General features: G+C 42.7%; 14 protein-coding genes. 11 read left to right on the top strand and 3 right to left on the bottom strand.

What is annotated here, in order from left to right:
• The first annotated feature begins 162 nt into the window (after window positions 1-162).
• The 3 genes from CHX35_RS04100 to CHX35_RS04090 all read left to right on the top strand — a co-directional run bounded on the left by CHX35_RS04100 (window position 163) and on the right by CHX35_RS04090 (window position 2,257).
• Window positions 163-783, top strand: a complete 621-nt coding sequence (locus CHX35_RS04100) for a DUF47 domain-containing protein (protein WP_091834333.1) — start codon at window positions 163-165, stop codon at window positions 781-783.
• The gene (locus CHX35_RS04095; RefSeq protein ID WP_091834330.1) at window positions 776-1,768 is read left to right on the top strand and encodes an inorganic phosphate transporter; all 993 of its coding nucleotides are present in this window, start codon (window positions 776-778) and stop codon (window positions 1,766-1,768) included. Before CHX35_RS04100 ends, CHX35_RS04095 begins: the two co-directional genes overlap by 8 nt.
• Before the next feature lie 255 nt (window positions 1,769-2,023).
• Entirely contained in the window at window positions 2,024-2,257 is a 234-nt protein-coding gene (locus CHX35_RS04090) for a hypothetical protein (RefSeq protein ID WP_091834327.1), read from the top strand.
• A gap of 8 nt (window positions 2,258-2,265) precedes the next feature.
• On the opposite strand, the gene CHX35_RS04085 is transcribed toward CHX35_RS04090, so the two are convergent.
• On the bottom strand, window positions 2,266-3,171 hold the full coding sequence (locus CHX35_RS04085) for a zinc dependent phospholipase C family protein (RefSeq protein WP_176391874.1): 906 nt from the start codon (window positions 3,169-3,171) through the stop codon (window positions 2,266-2,268).
• A gap of 146 nt (window positions 3,172-3,317) precedes the next feature.
• Between CHX35_RS04085 and CHX35_RS04080 the strand changes: the two genes are divergently transcribed.
• The 6 genes from CHX35_RS04080 (at window position 3,318) to CHX35_RS04055 (ending at window position 11,130) form a co-directional block, all read left to right on the top strand.
• Window positions 3,318-4,142, top strand: a complete 825-nt coding sequence (locus CHX35_RS04080; RefSeq protein WP_091834323.1) for an inositol monophosphatase family protein — start codon at window positions 3,318-3,320, stop codon at window positions 4,140-4,142.
• Between the two features lie 24 nt (window positions 4,143-4,166).
• The gene (pepV, locus tag CHX35_RS04075; protein WP_091834320.1) at window positions 4,167-5,579 is read left to right on the top strand and encodes a dipeptidase PepV; all 1,413 of its coding nucleotides are present in this window, start codon (window positions 4,167-4,169) and stop codon (window positions 5,577-5,579) included.
• 573 nt (window positions 5,580-6,152) lie between these two features.
• Entirely contained in the window at window positions 6,153-7,028 is an 876-nt protein-coding gene (locus CHX35_RS04070; protein ID WP_091834317.1) for an alpha/beta fold hydrolase, read from the top strand.
• A 24-nt stretch (window positions 7,029-7,052) separates the two neighbouring features.
• Window positions 7,053-7,928, top strand: coding sequence for an alpha/beta fold hydrolase (locus CHX35_RS04065; protein ID WP_176391873.1), 876 nt, complete (start codon window positions 7,053-7,055; stop codon window positions 7,926-7,928).
• A gap of 645 nt (window positions 7,929-8,573) precedes the next feature.
• Window positions 8,574-9,707 carry a HesA/MoeB/ThiF family protein gene (locus CHX35_RS04060; RefSeq protein WP_091834311.1) on the top strand — a complete coding sequence of 378 codons (1,134 nt, stop codon included), beginning with the start codon at window positions 8,574-8,576 and terminating at the stop codon, window positions 9,705-9,707.
• 175 nt (window positions 9,708-9,882) lie between these two features.
• Window positions 9,883-11,130, top strand: coding sequence for an MFS transporter (locus CHX35_RS04055; protein WP_091834308.1), 1,248 nt, complete (start codon window positions 9,883-9,885; stop codon window positions 11,128-11,130).
• Here CHX35_RS04055 and CHX35_RS04050 read toward each other — a convergent pair.
• A complete protein-coding gene (locus CHX35_RS04050) occupies window positions 11,122-11,943 on the bottom strand; it encodes an isocitrate lyase/PEP mutase family protein (protein WP_091834305.1) in 822 nt (273 codons plus the stop codon). The genes CHX35_RS04055 and CHX35_RS04050 overlap by 9 nt on opposite strands.
• A 218-nt stretch (window positions 11,944-12,161) precedes the next feature.
• Here CHX35_RS04050 and CHX35_RS04045 point away from each other — a divergent pair, with 218 nt between their 5' ends.
• On the top strand, window positions 12,162-13,202 hold the full coding sequence (locus CHX35_RS04045; RefSeq protein WP_091834302.1) for a serine hydrolase domain-containing protein: 1,041 nt from the start codon (window positions 12,162-12,164) through the stop codon (window positions 13,200-13,202).
• A 50-nt stretch (window positions 13,203-13,252) separates the two neighbouring features.
• Here the strand turns inward: CHX35_RS04045 and CHX35_RS04040 are convergent, their stop codons facing one another.
• Window positions 13,253-14,257 carry a fatty acid desaturase family protein gene (locus CHX35_RS04040; protein ID WP_245838632.1) on the bottom strand — a complete coding sequence of 335 codons (1,005 nt, stop codon included), beginning with the start codon at window positions 14,255-14,257 and terminating at the stop codon, window positions 13,253-13,255.
• Between the two features lie 1,168 nt (window positions 14,258-15,425).
• On the opposite strand from CHX35_RS04040, the gene CHX35_RS04030 reads away from it, so the two are divergent.
• On the top strand, window positions 15,426-16,142 hold the full coding sequence (locus tag CHX35_RS04030; RefSeq protein ID WP_176391872.1) for a thioesterase II family protein: 717 nt from the start codon (window positions 15,426-15,428) through the stop codon (window positions 16,140-16,142).
• The last annotated feature ends 5 nt before the right edge of the window (window positions 16,143-16,147 follow it).

The following is a 16,147-nucleotide window of genomic DNA, read 5'->3' as shown; positions in this document are numbered from 1 at the left end:
TTTTATTTCACGATTAAATTTCCAAATGAATCCGGCATGAAAACGCGAAACAGTCTTTGCTTTCTATTTCAAAAGGATTATTATTAGGTAGGATTGATTATTTGCGGTAGAGAGAGATTCAATTTAATATGAAAAACCGCATGATATTAGGGGGGTTCAGTCTTGATCTTTAATCGTTCCAAGGATTCGGTGTTCTACCATACATTGGTGGAGGCAGCTAGCAATATCGTTGAAGCGATGCAACTTTTCCGTCAGAACGTGGAGACTTTGCAACACAAAGAAGACTATGCCGAGAAGTTGAAGGACTTAGAGAACAAAGGGGACGAGTTTACACATCTGCTCATTCGTGAGTTGAATTCTACCTTTGTAACCCCGATGGACCGTGAGGATATCAAAGAGCTGGCTGTAAAGCTGGATGATATTCTTGATGGGGTGGAGGCCTGTGCTTCCCGATTTGTATATTACAATGTCGAAAAAACGACCCCTTATTTATTGCAATTTGGGGAACTGCTCGAGAAGGTTGCAGAACACTTGCAGGAAGCTTTTATTGCACTACAAAAACGGGACTTCGCAACGATACAAAATCTTGTGGTCGAAATTAACCTGTTAGAAAATCAAGCGGATCGTCTGATGCGTCAATCGGTGGGTTCGCTATTTGATGAACAAAAAGACCCCTTTGAATTGATCAAGATGAAAGAGCTTTATGAAAAGCTGGAAGGTGTGACAGATAGCGCAGAGGATTTGGCTGATGTTCTGGAAAGCGTGGTTATGAAGTATGCTTGACCCGTTAGTTTTAATTATATTGGTTGTCGTTTTTGCCCTGGTATTTGATTTTACAAACGGGATGAATGACTCAGCCAATGCAATCGCTACTGTAATTGGTACACGGACACTCACACCAACAAAAGCGCTACTTATGGCAGGGGTTTTAAACATTGCAGGTGCTTTCTTTTCAACTGCAGTAGCAAAAGCGATCGGTACCAAAATCGTCGACGCTCAGGTGATCACCCAGTTGGTCGTTCTTGCTGCCCTGTTGGCAGCGATAATATGGAATTTAATTATGGCGCGAATTGGGATGCCGGTAAGTTCCTCTCATGGACTAATTGGTGCGTTGGTCGGTTCGGCTGTAGCTTTTAAAGGTTTTGCTGTCTTAAAAGTAGGGGGTCTGCTTGAAATTTTAGTAGCACTCTTACTATCCCCACTCATTGGGGGACTGCTTGCCTTTATAATCATGAAATGTATTCGGGCGTTGTTTGGGAACTCCAATCCATCCAAAGTAAAACGGATTTTCCGCCCTTTGCAAATTCTTTCCTCATCGTTAATGGCTTTTAGTCATGGTACTAATGATGCTCAAAAGGCGATGGGAATTATTACGCTATCATTGGTCGCTGGGGGATACTTGGATTCGGTCAATGTACCCGTCTGGGTAATGATTGCAGCAGGGGTTACGATGGGTTTGGGAACAGCGGTTGGAGGATGGCGGATTATCCGCACTATGGGGATGCGATTGGCGCATTTGGACACGCCCCATGGCTTTGCTGCTGAAACAGCCGCCGCTCTATTGCTTACCACGATCGCGAAAATTGGGATTCCGGTAAGTACAACTCAGACGATGACGGGTTCGATCCTTGGTGTTGGTACAGCGGAACGGGTAAAAAGTGTACGCTGGGGAATTGCAGGAAAAATTTTGTACGCATGGATCTTTACACTTCCAGGGACAGCCATCATGGCCTGGTTGTTTTATCAAGTATTAAAGGTATTAGAGTAGGACAAGCATCTATGAAAAAAGAGCACGCTTTAAGCGTGCTCTTTTTTCATATTAAATTTTGTTCTAGGGAATCGATCACTTTTTGCAACATCCACAAAGACACACACATAACCAAATGGTGTCTGTGGAATTTTCTCTTGTCCATCCAAATTTTAGACAGGTGGTTGATTCTAACAACACGATGTTGAACAGGCGAACGGGCTGTCCTATGCTGACATACTATGAATCAAGTGACTACAAAGGGATGGTTGGAGAATGTCGATTCCAAATTACTCCATCAACAATAGTACGGTGTATAATAATATTACTAACTTTAAAATCAACAGTATTACAGGAGGGATGGTATCGTTAGGAAATGGAATTAATGTAGGTGCTGCCAGTAGTGCAAATGGTGTCGGTGGTTCAACAGTGGTTGGCGATGGCAGCCGCAATATTGATTATGAGCTCAACCGAAACAACACCCAAGGTCCTTCTGGTTTTGAGGACTAACCACTTTATTACACGATGGGGTCTTCTACTTGCGCTTCTAACCCTAAGGATACCGGTTTTCCTATATCATAGGAAATATCGCCAAGCTTTTCAGATACTTCCTCGATGGATGTATCACTCTTCCAATATAAATGAATGAGCCGCAAGAGGGTGGCCGTTTCAGCCAAGGCATTTTCCCATAAAGTCATAAACCTTTCTCGATGACGTTCTGTTGGAACAGCCGGATGAAGCCATTCTCGTTCTTGTTCGTTGAGGTAATCTACACCATCACGAAGGGGACGATAGCGAAAAGGATAGATATACCCAAAAGTAAGTACCAATTTAATTCCCCAGGGATCGTAAAAGAACCTGAGGGCTTTTTTCATGTCATCATAGGCTTGACTCCAATCCTCAGGTCGCACACGTGCCGTTTCTTTTGGGAAGTGAATGCGAGCTATGTTGTGCATGGTGTTTACCCAGGATGATGGTAATTTTGAACCGATATCAATACGTGGCACCACCGGTGTTTTCCAGGTGCGAATATTTCCTAGCCGCTCAGCGAGAAGGGTATCAATAAATACCTCTAACTGCTGATGTTTATGTTTTCCTTCCCCGGAACGATAGACAATATAGGGGTGGGTATGTCGATCAAGCATATGATGTGTTAAAAATCCGGCAACATACTCCTCAAGTTCAGGTTGATTACCGGCTGCTTGAATCAAGTCGACAAGAAAAGGGCCACATTGACGTTTGTGGATCTCATTTCCTAGTTCAACCACATCGTTTCCAAATTTCCATGGCCAAAAATTATGGTATAAGAGAAAGTCAGGCCCCTGACAACCTAATTGAAAAGTACGAGGGTCGCTAGGGATGGGAAGGTCTGCCCGTTTTAACGCAGCATGACCAAAAATAATATGACTCCAGACGTTTGGCATGAAGGTCTCCTTTCTTCCATCAAGGGGCTGTTTTCGATTTCGATAGGGAGGGGCCCTAACTCCTTTTTTAGTGAATCGATTGGGAGTTGCGGTTACCCATGGTATAGTAAGATGGATAATCCTATCATAGCACGGAGGGATACAGATTGAAGGAATTACAGACGGCCATTGATGCGGCTCGTCAAGCAGGAGCGCTGATTCGCGAAAAAGCATTCGTTTCCAAACAAATTGATGTGAAGTCTTCTGCCTCGGATCTTGTGACCGAAGTTGATAAGGAAGCGGAGAAAATCATTCGCAGGTTCATTACCTCTCATCATCCCGATCATGTGATCCTAGGAGAAGAAGGTGTAGATGCAGGGGTGGTTGCTGCCAAAGAAGCGTTAACAAATCATCGTGTTCATGAACATCTATGGATTGTTGATCCCATTGATGGAACGACTAACTTCATCCATGGTTTTCCCTTCTTTTGCGTTTCTATCGCCTATGCGGTCAAGCAAGAAGTTGTTTTGGGGGTCATCTATGATCCGATAAAAGATGAACTGTTCACCGCAGAGAAGGGGAAAGGCGCATGGCTAAATGGGGAACCCATTCAGGTATCGAGTGAGAGGACGCTGGCTGAAAGTTTATTGGCCTCAGGTTTTCCTTCAGGCGATCCCGCTGGCATGAGACAAGTGAATACAGACGGTATTTTAAGGCTTTCTCCCCACGTCCGAAATATTCGTGCTGGAGGTTCAGCAGCACTACATCTTGCCTATGTTGCGGCGGGTCGTCTTACAGGTTATTGGGAGTTAGACTTAAATGCATGGGATTTAGCCGCAGGAGCGATCTTAATCACTGAAGCAGGCGGGATGGTTACTGATACGATCGGTAACCCCTATGAAATTGGAGTGCGACATATCCTAGCAACGAATGGATCGGTTCATGTTGCAGTGAAACAAGCCCTTGCAGAAGCAGGTGCCACTGGTTTTTAACAGGGTACATAGGAGGACGTAAAGATGGCAATTAATTGGCTACAAGAGACGGAAAAGAGACGGGAATTGCTGCTTCAACAATTAACGAAGTTATGTTCGATCGAAAGTGTATTGGATGAATCGACTGCTAACCCAGGAGCTCCCTTCGGAGAAAAAATCGCAGAGGCTTTATCCTATATGTTGAAGCTAGGGGAAGCAGCAGGATTTACTACAAAGAATATTGATGGATATGCCGGTCACATTGAAATGGGTAAAGGCGAGGAACTCGTAGGAGTACTGGCTCATTTGGATGTAGTTCCCACTGGGGATGGATGGATATCTCCCCCCTTTGAGCCAGAGATACGAGAGGGCAATTTTTTTGCACGAGGTGCCCAGGATGATAAAGGGGCAGCTATGGCCGCCTTTGTTGCAATGCAGATGGTTAAAGAATTGGATCTTCCGTTAAGCAAACGAGTGCGTCTTATTCTGGGAACCGATGAGGAATCCCATTGGCGAGATATGGATTATTACTTTGAACGAGAGAAAATGCCGGATATGGGCTTTACACCTGATGCGGATTTTCCCATTATCACTGCAGAAAAAGGCATGATCGATTTTACCTTGACAGGAAAAGTGGATACCAATGAAGCTCCAGCTGACGGATGGCTACTCGAATCCTTTGAAGCAGGTCAACGTTTTAACATGGTGCCTGATTTAGCACAGGCACAACTGCAAGGGGATGGGGATGTTTTTGAACTGAAGGAGAAGTATCAAGATTTCTTATTGTCCAACCGGATTCAGGGGTATGCCGAGGAGTCCAATGATCATCTTACCCTCGTCCTAGAAGGAAAAGCCCATCATGGATCCGAGCCTGAGGGAGGGCTCAATGCAGCACTGCGTCTGGCTGAATTTCTTAGCTCCATTTCGTTAGATACAACAGGTAGCCAATATATCCGTTTTATTGCAGAAAAATTGTGTGGCAGCTTTAAAGGCGAGAAACTGAACCTGGCTCAAAGTGATGATCGGGTCGGTCCTTTGACAGTAAACGGGGGGATCTTCCGTTATCAAATCGGTGGTGAACAGGGTGTCGGATTAAATATCCGCTATCCGATTTCGGGGGAACTAACAGCCATCCGACAGCAGATGGAGACGGAGGCCGAATCCTTTGGATTTACTGTGGAAGTGGTTGATCATAAGAAAGGGCACTTCGTGGATGAGGATCATCAGCTCGTTCGTACACTCTCTCGCGTCTATGAAGAACAGACGGGGGAGAAGGGAGAAACCATGGCGATTGGGGGAGCGACCTATGCCCGTGCCCTTGAAACCGGTGTAGTTTTCGGCCCACTTTTCCCAGGTCGCGAGGAGACGGCACATCAACGGAATGAATATATCGTGGTAGATGATTTGGTGAAAGCGACAGCCCTTTATGCTCAAGCGATTTACGAATTGGCGAAATAAAACAAAGTAAAAGTGACAACAGGTCAGAGACTTCGATCGTCTCTGGCCTGTTGTTGTATAATACGGGTCTTTTCAAGACGATCAAATAACTGTGATTCCAACTGTCCTTAATGGTCCTCCAGCGACTCTCCTTAAGAAGTTTGTTTTACTCACAGCCATAAGAAAATCCCCTAGGGGATCCGATTTAGTCGAATCGATAATCGGATTCTATGCATAATTGGTGAGTACGCCCATATCTCCTTTATCCACTAATTTATGAATAATCAACTGCCTGGGTAACTATCTTTTAATTAACTCAATTTAATGGTTGATACTTTGCTGTTTTTCGTTATATATTGTATATATAAAAAATTTATTTTATGATTTTTTACCATTAATATATCGAATGGATTATGAAATGATCATGGAGTTTTTTGCCCTATACGGGCTCTCTGATGGAATGGAATAAACATACCGATAACACAGAAAAAAGGCTGACACCTGCAACGTGTCCCACCGTATTTGCTGCATTGAAGAAGATGAACTGGCTATAGGAAGCGGATAACTTAACAATTTCAATTGGAGTTGGATGAAATGGAAAAACCTTTTTGCTATCGAACACAGGATCACACACTGATCCATGGAACAATCCACAGTGAACAAGGAGAACCGATTATTTTCCTTCATTACATGGGCGGAAATGAAGCGATTTGGAGTGGGGTGATTCCCTCGTTTACAAACGCCTATCGTGTGATCACCTTAAATTTACGGGGGCATGGAAAATCAGAGGATCCGGGTAAGGGGTACGACTTTGCAACCCTAGCGGATGATGTGGCTATGGCCCTGGATCACCTTGAGGTTCCTGCTGCTCACCTTGTGGGTAGCTCGTTAGGAGCGTATGTTGCGACGTCCTTCGCCGCCCGTTATCCTAAGCGTGTCCTCTCCCTTGCTAATTCGGAAGGAGCCCTACAAAATGATAGGGGCCCAGGTGGGAAGTTTACAGAGTCCAAGGAAGAGCGAATGGCGAAAATACGAAGGAGGAGTGAGACGATTTACCCCTCCAAAGCAGCATATATTGAGTATTTAAGGACGATGTGGCAACCCTGGAGTGAGTTGAAGGAGAAATCATTAGATGGACTTGAGCTAACACAAGGAGAAGATGGTAGTTTTACAACGAAACCCTCCTGGAATTCTTCGATGAAACTACTCGAATCTCTCTTTGATATTCGCTTGGAGAAATGGTATAGCCAGGTTCAATGTCCTGTGCTTTTTCTACCTGCAGAGAAAGAAGAAGGGCTTGAGGGAAAGTTGACATTCATTAAAGACAAGCTGGAGCCAATTCTTACCCGTAGCCAAATCACAGTCATACCAGGTACAACCCATGCGATGATGTTTGATCATTTTGAAGAGATGAGTCATGCCATTTATTCTTTTCATAAAGATGTCGCCAATAGATCAGTAAAAAAATAAATATTATCAATGGAGTTGGATGAAGTGGAGAAACCTTTTTGCTATCGAACTCAGGATCACACACTGATCCATGGAACAATCCACAGTGATCAAGGGGAACCGATTCTTTTCCTTCATTACATGGGCGGAAATGAAGCGATCTGGAATGGGGTGATTCCCTCGTTTACAAACGCCTATCGAGTGGTCACCTTAAATTTACGGGGGCACGGAAAATCAGAGGATCCGGGTAAGGGGTACGACTTTGCTACTTTGGCAGAGGATATCGTATTGGCTTTGGATCATCTGAAGATTGACGCAGCTCACCTTGTAGGAAGCTCCTTTGGATGTTCGGTAGCAACCGCATTTGCCGCTCGTTTTCCTGAGCGAACCCTCTCCCTGGTTAATTCGGAGGGTGCCATGCAAAATGACGCTGGACCTGGAGGAAAATATACCGAGTCAAAGGAAGAGTTTATGGAAGGATTAGCAAAGGGGGCAGAGGTGAATACCTACCCTAGCAAAGAAGCCTTTATTGCTACCTTGAAAAGGGAATGGCTTCCCTGGAATTCGATCAAAGAGAATTCTTTGAAAGGGATCGATCTGGCCTTGCAAAGCGACGGCACCTATGTTCGGAAACCATCCATTGCTTCTTGGTTACAGATAAAAGGTCATCAATTTGATATTCGGTTGGAAGATTGGTATGAAGAAATATCATGCCCCGTTCTATTTCTCCCAGCAGCAGAAGAAGGGGGTCTGGATGGGAAACTCTCTTTCATTAAAGAGAAGATACAGCCCGTTCTTTCTTCGAGTAAAATCGAAGTGATTCCAGGTACAACTCATGCGATGATGTTTGATCATGATCAGGAGTTAAGTGCAGCCATTCTCACGTTTCATAAAGAATGTGTCGGTCTGTCAATGATATAAGCACTGTTGATGCTGAATCGAGTGAATAAGGTGGACAAAAGTAGGGGGACTTGAGGTCCCCTACTTTTGTCCACCTTTACTTTTTTGATGATGATAGGTAGTGCCCCATATCAAGCGAAGAGATGTGAAACGTTTTTGAGTAAATGAGTAGGAGATTATCAAAATCCATGATCAATTACTTCTTTGATAGATAGTAAAAGAAGCGAATCAGTGGAGTTACCGGAGTGTCGAATAGGGGTTGGGTGGGACAATAAAATGAAGAATCATAAATTGTAAACTCCCATATATTATGGAAAAACAACCATTAAGATCGATAAAAGGAGATTGGACCAAGATTCTTTTGTCAGACGATCAATTTTGAATTTGACCAATTTTTATTCAATTCATATAATTCACATATAAACTCAAGGAGGTGATTCTCCCATGATGATCAAAGTAGAAAAAGGCGCAAGCTTGGCTGGCGTAGTGGTTGCTCTTCCAGGTTAATAAGATAGAAAAGTAGATACATGAACTCTCCGCAAATCTCCTGGCGATAGCCACGGAGATTTGCGGCACGTATTTATACGGAGAGCCATGGATCAAATGGGTTGGAGTTACGTCCTTTGCTTTGATAGAAAGGGCGATCCAAATAACTGGAGGAATACGATGAAGCCTAAATTTAAAGAAACGATCCCTGTATTCTGTTGGGGGAATGAGATACAGATTGGTGAGGAAGATGGCGTAGCAGGTATTATTCCTGATCCAAGTGGAAGCATCACCTTGTTGGTGCAGTCGATGAATGGGAAACATACATTGGATGATTTAGTTCAGATCGTTCAGAAACAATTTCCCGAAATTCCACGAGAAGATATTCTTACTTCGATTCAAGCATTGAATCAAGAAGGATACATTGAAGATGCGTCTATTGAACCCAGTCAATTGAAGGATTATGACCGTGAGCGTTACAAAGCCAACATTAATTTCTTCTCGTTGTTTACTTCGCTTGAGGAAAGTAAATATGCGATTCAAGAGAAGATCAATAACTGTAAGATTTCATTACTCGGTGTAGGTGGTTTAGGAAGCCAGATTCTCTATCACTTAGCGGCTTTAGGGTTTCATAATATCCGGGCCCTTGATTTTGATCGGTTAGAATTGAGTAATTTCAATCGGCAATTATTATACTCGGAGTCCGATGTGGGCCAACTGAAAACAGAGATGGCATTAAAACGAATCAATCAATTTAACCCCAATGTGAATCTATCCATTACAAACTGCAAAATTGGCAAACCAGAAGATGTCTATCAACATATCGAAGGAACCGAGTACGTCGTATGTGTAGCCGATAAACCTACCTTGTATATTCAAAACTGGGTGAATGAAGCGGTAGTGAAAGCGGGATTACCCATGGTATCGGGGGGAGTACTGAACACCCGAGGACGATTCTATAGTATGATTCCAGGTGAGACGGGTTGTGTACAGTGCCATGTGGACTCGAAGAAACACAGCGATCATCAGTTTGAACGGCAATTGAACTTTATGGAAGGGATGGACTTCCAGCGAAACAATGCGGCCATCAGTCCCAATGTGGCAATCTTAGCAGGGGCAATGGTCAATGAGTTATTGAAGCTTGTCACAGGTTTCCCAAAACCGATTGCGCTAGGCAAAATGATGGAGATCAACTTTTTTACATTAGACACCAAGGAAATTTCGCGCTGGGAGAAGAACTCCACTTGTCCGATCTGTCACTCAACTCGCAGTAACCGTGCAAAAACTACCTCTACCGAAGCAACACCCCTATAAAAATCGTGGGATAAGAAGAGAGAAGATCCCCTTCGTTTTCCGATTCCCAGGAAATAGAGTGGAATGTTGGGTGAGGAGGAGTGATTATGTATAATAGAATCGACACCTCCCTCACCTATCATTCTCATCCTTTGATTACACTCGGGTCGAAATAAAGAGAAAAGGAGTTGCACGGATGCAAATACCCCTTGTAATGAAAAATAAGAATTATGCGAAGTTACTAGCAGGGATGTCCATCAGTAAACTGGGAGATTCCTTTTTTTTGATTGCGCTTCCTTTGCTTGTTTATGATCTTACGAAATCCCCTAGTTTAATGGCTCTTGGATATGTATTGGAGATTCTTCCAATGGTGTTATTTAGTCTGTTTGGTGGGGCCTTAGCGGATCAACTCAGTAAAAAAATGATTATGGTAATGGGGGATATCACTTCTTCCTTACTTATTCTGATCATACCGTTAGCCAACAGCTTTGGCATGCTGGAGGTATGGATGGTTTATGTGGTCACCTTTTGTATTGCGAGTGTGAGTGCTTTTTATCACCCTTGTTTTGAATCGGTAATTCCTGAAGTATTACAAGATGAAAATTTGGTACAAGGAAACTCCCTGTTTAAACTTGTGGAAACCATTACAACGTTTACGGGGCCTTCCATTGCAGGGGTTTCCATTGCGTTGATGGGTACAGCCAATGTTCTTTATTTGGATAGTGCATCCTTTCTATTTTCAGCGCTGGTTATATCGAGGGTGATGTTACATAAAGTGGAGAGAAAATCAGGGATGCCCGCCATTATTCAGCCGATTAAAGAAGGGCTGCGTTATGTTTTTCAAACCAAGGTGATATGGCTGGGAACCTTACTCATTTTTTTAATCAATGTCGGCTATGGCGCGGTAGAAGCACTTTTTGTATTTTACTTAAAAGGGAATTTGCAGCTCTCGTCTACAACCATTGGGATGGTTTTTTCATGTCAGATGATAGGATCATTGCTTGCGATTTACTTGGCGAATCGACTCAAGCATATTCCCCGGGGCAATCTCATGATTTATGCCGGGTTAGCCATTGGGGTAGGTCAGGTGATGTTGGTAGCTTCCCAGTCATTGGTTATTGGGCTAATTCTCTGCCGAATTGTGATCCTTGGTTCCACTACTTTGCTTGCGATTAATTGGTTTACATTGCGACAAGAAGTGGTGCCGAAGAAACTCCTCGGACGGGTAATTAGTTCGACGCGTATGGTTTCGTTTTTAGCCGTGCCGATTAGTGGAATGGCTGCAGGTGTCGTTGCAGAATTTGTCCAAGTTGGGGTGATATTTTTTTCCTCAGGGATCTTTGTCCTCCTCTGTTCTCTGATTGCATTCAAGAGTATGCTATATCAGCGGAAAAGGAACGATGAAAGTCATCTTTCAACCGACCAACAAGCCGAATCACTCTGACAGATGATTCAGGGTAGCATAGGGCATTGGATCTGCAAGAGTGTGATAGGATCCTTTCCTTGCGATTTCTTCGGCGATGGCTTCTACCTGTGCATAAATCTTTCGTATAGGCCCAGAACCAAAGCTGACACGAGCAACTCCCCATTGCTCGAGTTCTTGGATACTTGGGGAATCGGGGCCCACTAAGATATTGATCGGACCATCAATTGCTGTGACAAAGGATTGAATGATTACAGGATCTTTAATACTAGGGATAAAGATCGAGTCGGCACCAGCAGCAAGGTAGGAAATCGCTCGCTGAATGGTATGATCGTAACGATCCGTTGGATCCCCAATGTGAGCCCAATAGGTATCAATGCGTGCATTAATTACGAGGGGGAGACCCAGTGAGTTGGAAAAGGTGCGAATCGCCTGGATTTTTTCGGACTGATGATCGATATCGGCTAACGTTCCGTTAACGAGGCCATCCTCAATATTGATGCCTACAGCTCCACAGTCAATAATGGATTGTATCGTTTCTAATAAGGGTGTGGGATGCGTACCGTATCCATTGACAATATCCGCGGTAATAGGTACAGATAGCGATTCTGTGATTCGTTTTATGATGGTTATAAATAATTCTTTAGGTACAAATTCTCCATCAGGGTATCCGAGGGAGGCTGCAATTCCGGCACTGGTTGTTCCAACTGCAGAAAACCCTTTGCGTTCAAAAATTTTAGCACTGGCAACATCCCAGGCATTGGGTAGTACGAGAATGTTGGGATCAAAATGAGATTGGCGGAAGGCCTGGGCTTTTTCCAGTTGACTGAGCATGTTTTTCGCTCCTTATGTGGTTACGGGGTTCTTTTTATAACTCTTCTTTTTTAAAAGTGGAAATCCTTTCTTAGCCCGATAGAATGAGGCTAGAAAACAGGAACAGGAATCATTTGCCTAATTACAATCTTCTGATATATTAAAGCTAACCCTTCAAGTTAATTGAAGGGTTATTTGTTTTATCAATATGTAAGGGATGACAGAGAGGATGTGAAGAGATGGAACTACGTAATGGGATTGAGCAGGTGATTGAGGAACATTATCAAAGTCCATCATTTTCTGGTTCGATATTAATCCGGGATGGAGAGCAAATTTTTGAAAAGGGATATGGGTATGCCAATCGAAGTGAGCAGATTCAAAATACGGAACGGACAAGATTTGGGATGGCATCGGGATGTAAAATATTTACTTCCGTTGCGATTGCTCAATTAGTAGAAAAAGGAATGCTATCCTACGAGACGTATTTAAAAGATTGTTTGCCGATTCCTTTTGAACAATTTCACCCCGATATCACGATTCATCATCTGTTGACGCATACATCTGGGATTCCTGATTATTTTGATGAGGAAGTCATGGATGATTTCGAAGAATTATGGCAATCAACGCCGATGTACTTAATCCAGTCGCCTAGTGATTTTTTACCGATGTTCAAAGATCAACCGATGAAATTTCAACCTGGGGAGCGATTTTCCTATAGCAATGCAGGCTACATATTGCTTGGACTGATCGTTGAACAATTGACAGGGTCCAAATTTACGGAGTATGTGGAAGAAAAAATCTTTAAAGCGAGTGGGATGGCCGATTCCGGTTATTATCGAATGGATCAATTACCAGAGGGTACAGCAACCGGATACATTGATCATCCAGAGGAGAAGACATGGAAGGCCAACATCTATTCGGTTCCGATCAAAGGGGGGCCTGATGGGGGAGCCTTTACAACTGTACGGGATATGGAGAGTTTTTGGAAAGCGCTTATTCAATATCAATTAATAGGAAAAGAGCATACCGAAGCGCTGTTGACACCTCATGTCCAGAGTAATGATCATGTTTATTATGGATATGGTGTGTGGATTGTGAAAAAAGAGGGAGAGGTCTTTAAATACCTGGTGTTCGGTAGTGATCCAGGTGTACGGTTGCGTTCGACTTATTATGTGAAATCAACCGTACAAAATCATATATTGGTCAATGTCGACGTGAGTTTACAACCAATCGCAAGCTGGGTAGATGATAGGGTCGCTTGTAAGCATATCCACGGTTAATTCTTACGTATCATAAACCCCTCCTCCTACAATTGGAGGAGGGGTTTATCCTATTCAATGGACTTCTTCCATTTTTTCCAGAAGGGGATGCGACCTTGTACATCATCAATGACGGAAGAAAAACCGGGGGCTAAAGAGAGAAAGAAGCCTGTACAATGATGAGCCTTTTGATATTCCGTATCTTCCATCAGGATTAAATGGGCTTTTTTGATGTGATAGTGAGGGACTGCAGGAAATAGATGATGAACTAAATGATAGGAATTTCGATGGGGGTGAATGAGTTTTCGCTCAAACCAGTTTCCAAAGGAGTTTCTGGATGCAAATAACTCATTGTCCGATTCAAGTCCAGCATGTTCAGCCATTTCAGCCCAATATTTAATAATTTGTAGCGTTGTGAAGAACGGAATGAACCAAAAGAAAATCAATGCTTGCCAAAAATTAAATACAATGGAACAAGTGATAATGACAGCCCAATAGATTCCACGAATGAAAACATCGAGACGAGGCTCATCCTTGGCATACATGGTGACTTTAAGCATCCCCATCAAGTAGATAGGTAAATGGATTAAAAAGATAGGACGTAAACAATGACGCAGTAAAAATTGCATGCGGTTTTTTGGAGGATGATCTAACCCAACCAACTGATATCGCTGAAAATCAGGGTCAATTTCGCTCCATAGATACTTGTGATGAATCATATGCCCTTTACGATAGGCGTGGTGTGAAATAAAGATGGGGAACGCAGCAAAAAAACTTGCTACCCATTTGTTTAATATCCGATTCTTAAAGAGCATGTGATGGCTGGATTCATGCATCATAATATCTAATCCACGCATGCGACTGCCGATCACGGTAATGCTGATCAGGTAGATCCAGTTCGAGGGATATCCATAATACATGGCAATCGCTAAGGAGATAATGAACCAATCAAGACCAATTGCAAAGAAGTTATACCAATTATTTCGTTTTTGTAAATGACGAATTCTCTTAACTAATTCAGGCGCAAAACGATATTTTTGCATCTCTTGATGAGAATGCAAGTGTTCAGTGGTCATACTCATGGTACGGCTCTCCCTCTTCCTCTATCAAGTCATTATTAAAACATCTGTTGATATGATGAAGTTGTACACGCCGCAAAAATATAGGCTATATGATTCACTGGTATATTCGTGCATTAGACCTCCTCATTGGATGTTGGTGGGTATCCTTTATGCATAAACAAAGTCGAGAGGTGCCATAAGTTGATCAATCCGTCGTTCAGTTGGTTGATAAGTCATCCGTCAATCCAGTCGTTTCAGCAAGTGAAATAGAAAAGCGGGTGGAGCAAGTAATTGAGGAGAAGGATAGTGATTCCATCGAGGGTGAAGCACATTTAAGAGGTGAAATACAGAAATAAAAGAATGTTCCGATCACTTAGAGTCTATCAACTTGACTACATCCCTCCTTCATTCCAAAGAGATGATGGTTTCTTCCAATATCATACACGAATGTTGTTAATAAATATAGATGTATTTATTAATAGTCAAAAAATAAATAATGTTATTTTTACTAGCATTGGAAGTGGGCGGTTTGAAAATACCAGCTACTACTTGTGATAGTTGTGTGCCCTAAGGAAAAACCTTGTCAATATATCATAATAAATATTGAATAATAAGGGTAGCATTTCTCAATCGAGATAGGTTATCATGGAGACTGGTAAAAGAAATATAGTTTTCTACATATGGGTTCACTAGGTAAATTACCGTGATTTTCACATTCATGCTGTTCGATCCATCCTTCTCACTATTACCATACCTTATAAGAAACAATGGTACCCCCATGAAGATTGCCCGTTTATATTGGTGATAGACCCCCCTTGTTACTCGACTTTTTTCCTCTAGAGCCTTTCCAACACTACTTGATTTTCCTGATTGTGTGACATTTTTAAGCAAGCGAGTCGACTTGCTCCATGAGAGATTGATCATAGCGATCTCATTCGGGTCACAGTCGATTAACATTCGGACAAACCCCAAGATCCAACCATCATTTTTTGAATGTTATTACAGATGAGTTGTAAATTTGTGTGTGACAAATGGTAGGGAAAAAATGGTGAAAGATCAGGTGATAGGAATCGTTGATATAAGAATTTTGGTTTTGTTTTTATTTAAATAAAAAACATAGCTTCTTTACGGATGATGATATTGAATCAGTGTATATTGGACATGGTGATAGGAGGGCTCAATGATGAAAAAGCACATCGTATTTTGTCTTCCTTATGCAGGGGGGGCATCCTCGTTGTATATTAAGTGGCGTCATCATGTGCATAGTGATGTGGAGTTATATCCCTTGGAGTATGCAGGAAGGGGAAAACGATTTTCGGAACCCTTCTATTCATCGATGGATGAGGCGACCTTCGATCTATTTCATAGGATAGCGAATGAAATATCCCCTGGGGGGTACTCATTTTTTGGACATAGTATGGGTGGATTAATTGCCTATGAACTGTGTAGAAGGATGATGAAAGAAGGGTATCCTCCGCCCTCCCATCTGTTTCTCTCAGGAGTAAAGGCGCCTGATCAGCCGCGTGGAAAATCGATTCATCATTTGCCAAATGAGGAATTTAAAACAGAGATTCAAGCGCTAAATGGAACGCCACAGGAAGTTATTCATCATCCGGAAATATTTGATATTTTTGCTCCGATCCTACGTGCTGATTTTAAACTGATTGAAGAGTATCAACTGATCGAAAAGGAATGGCACATATCGACGCCGATCACTGGAATTTACGGGACGGAAGATGATGTCGATCAAGAGGAATTAGCGCGATGGAGTGCCTTTACCACGGGTGAATTTCATCTCGAGGGATATCCTGGGGGTCACTTTTTTATTCATAATCACCACCAGGAGATTGTAAGGAGAATGTGTGAGAGAGTGGGAGTGAGATACGTAGTAAAAAGATAACCTAT

The sequence above is a fragment of the Marininema halotolerans genome (assembly GCF_900116235.1).
Taxonomy (GTDB): Bacteria; Bacillota; Bacilli; order Thermoactinomycetales; family DSM-45169; genus Marininema; species Marininema halotolerans.
This window is presented reverse-complemented; position numbering and strand designations above follow the sequence as displayed.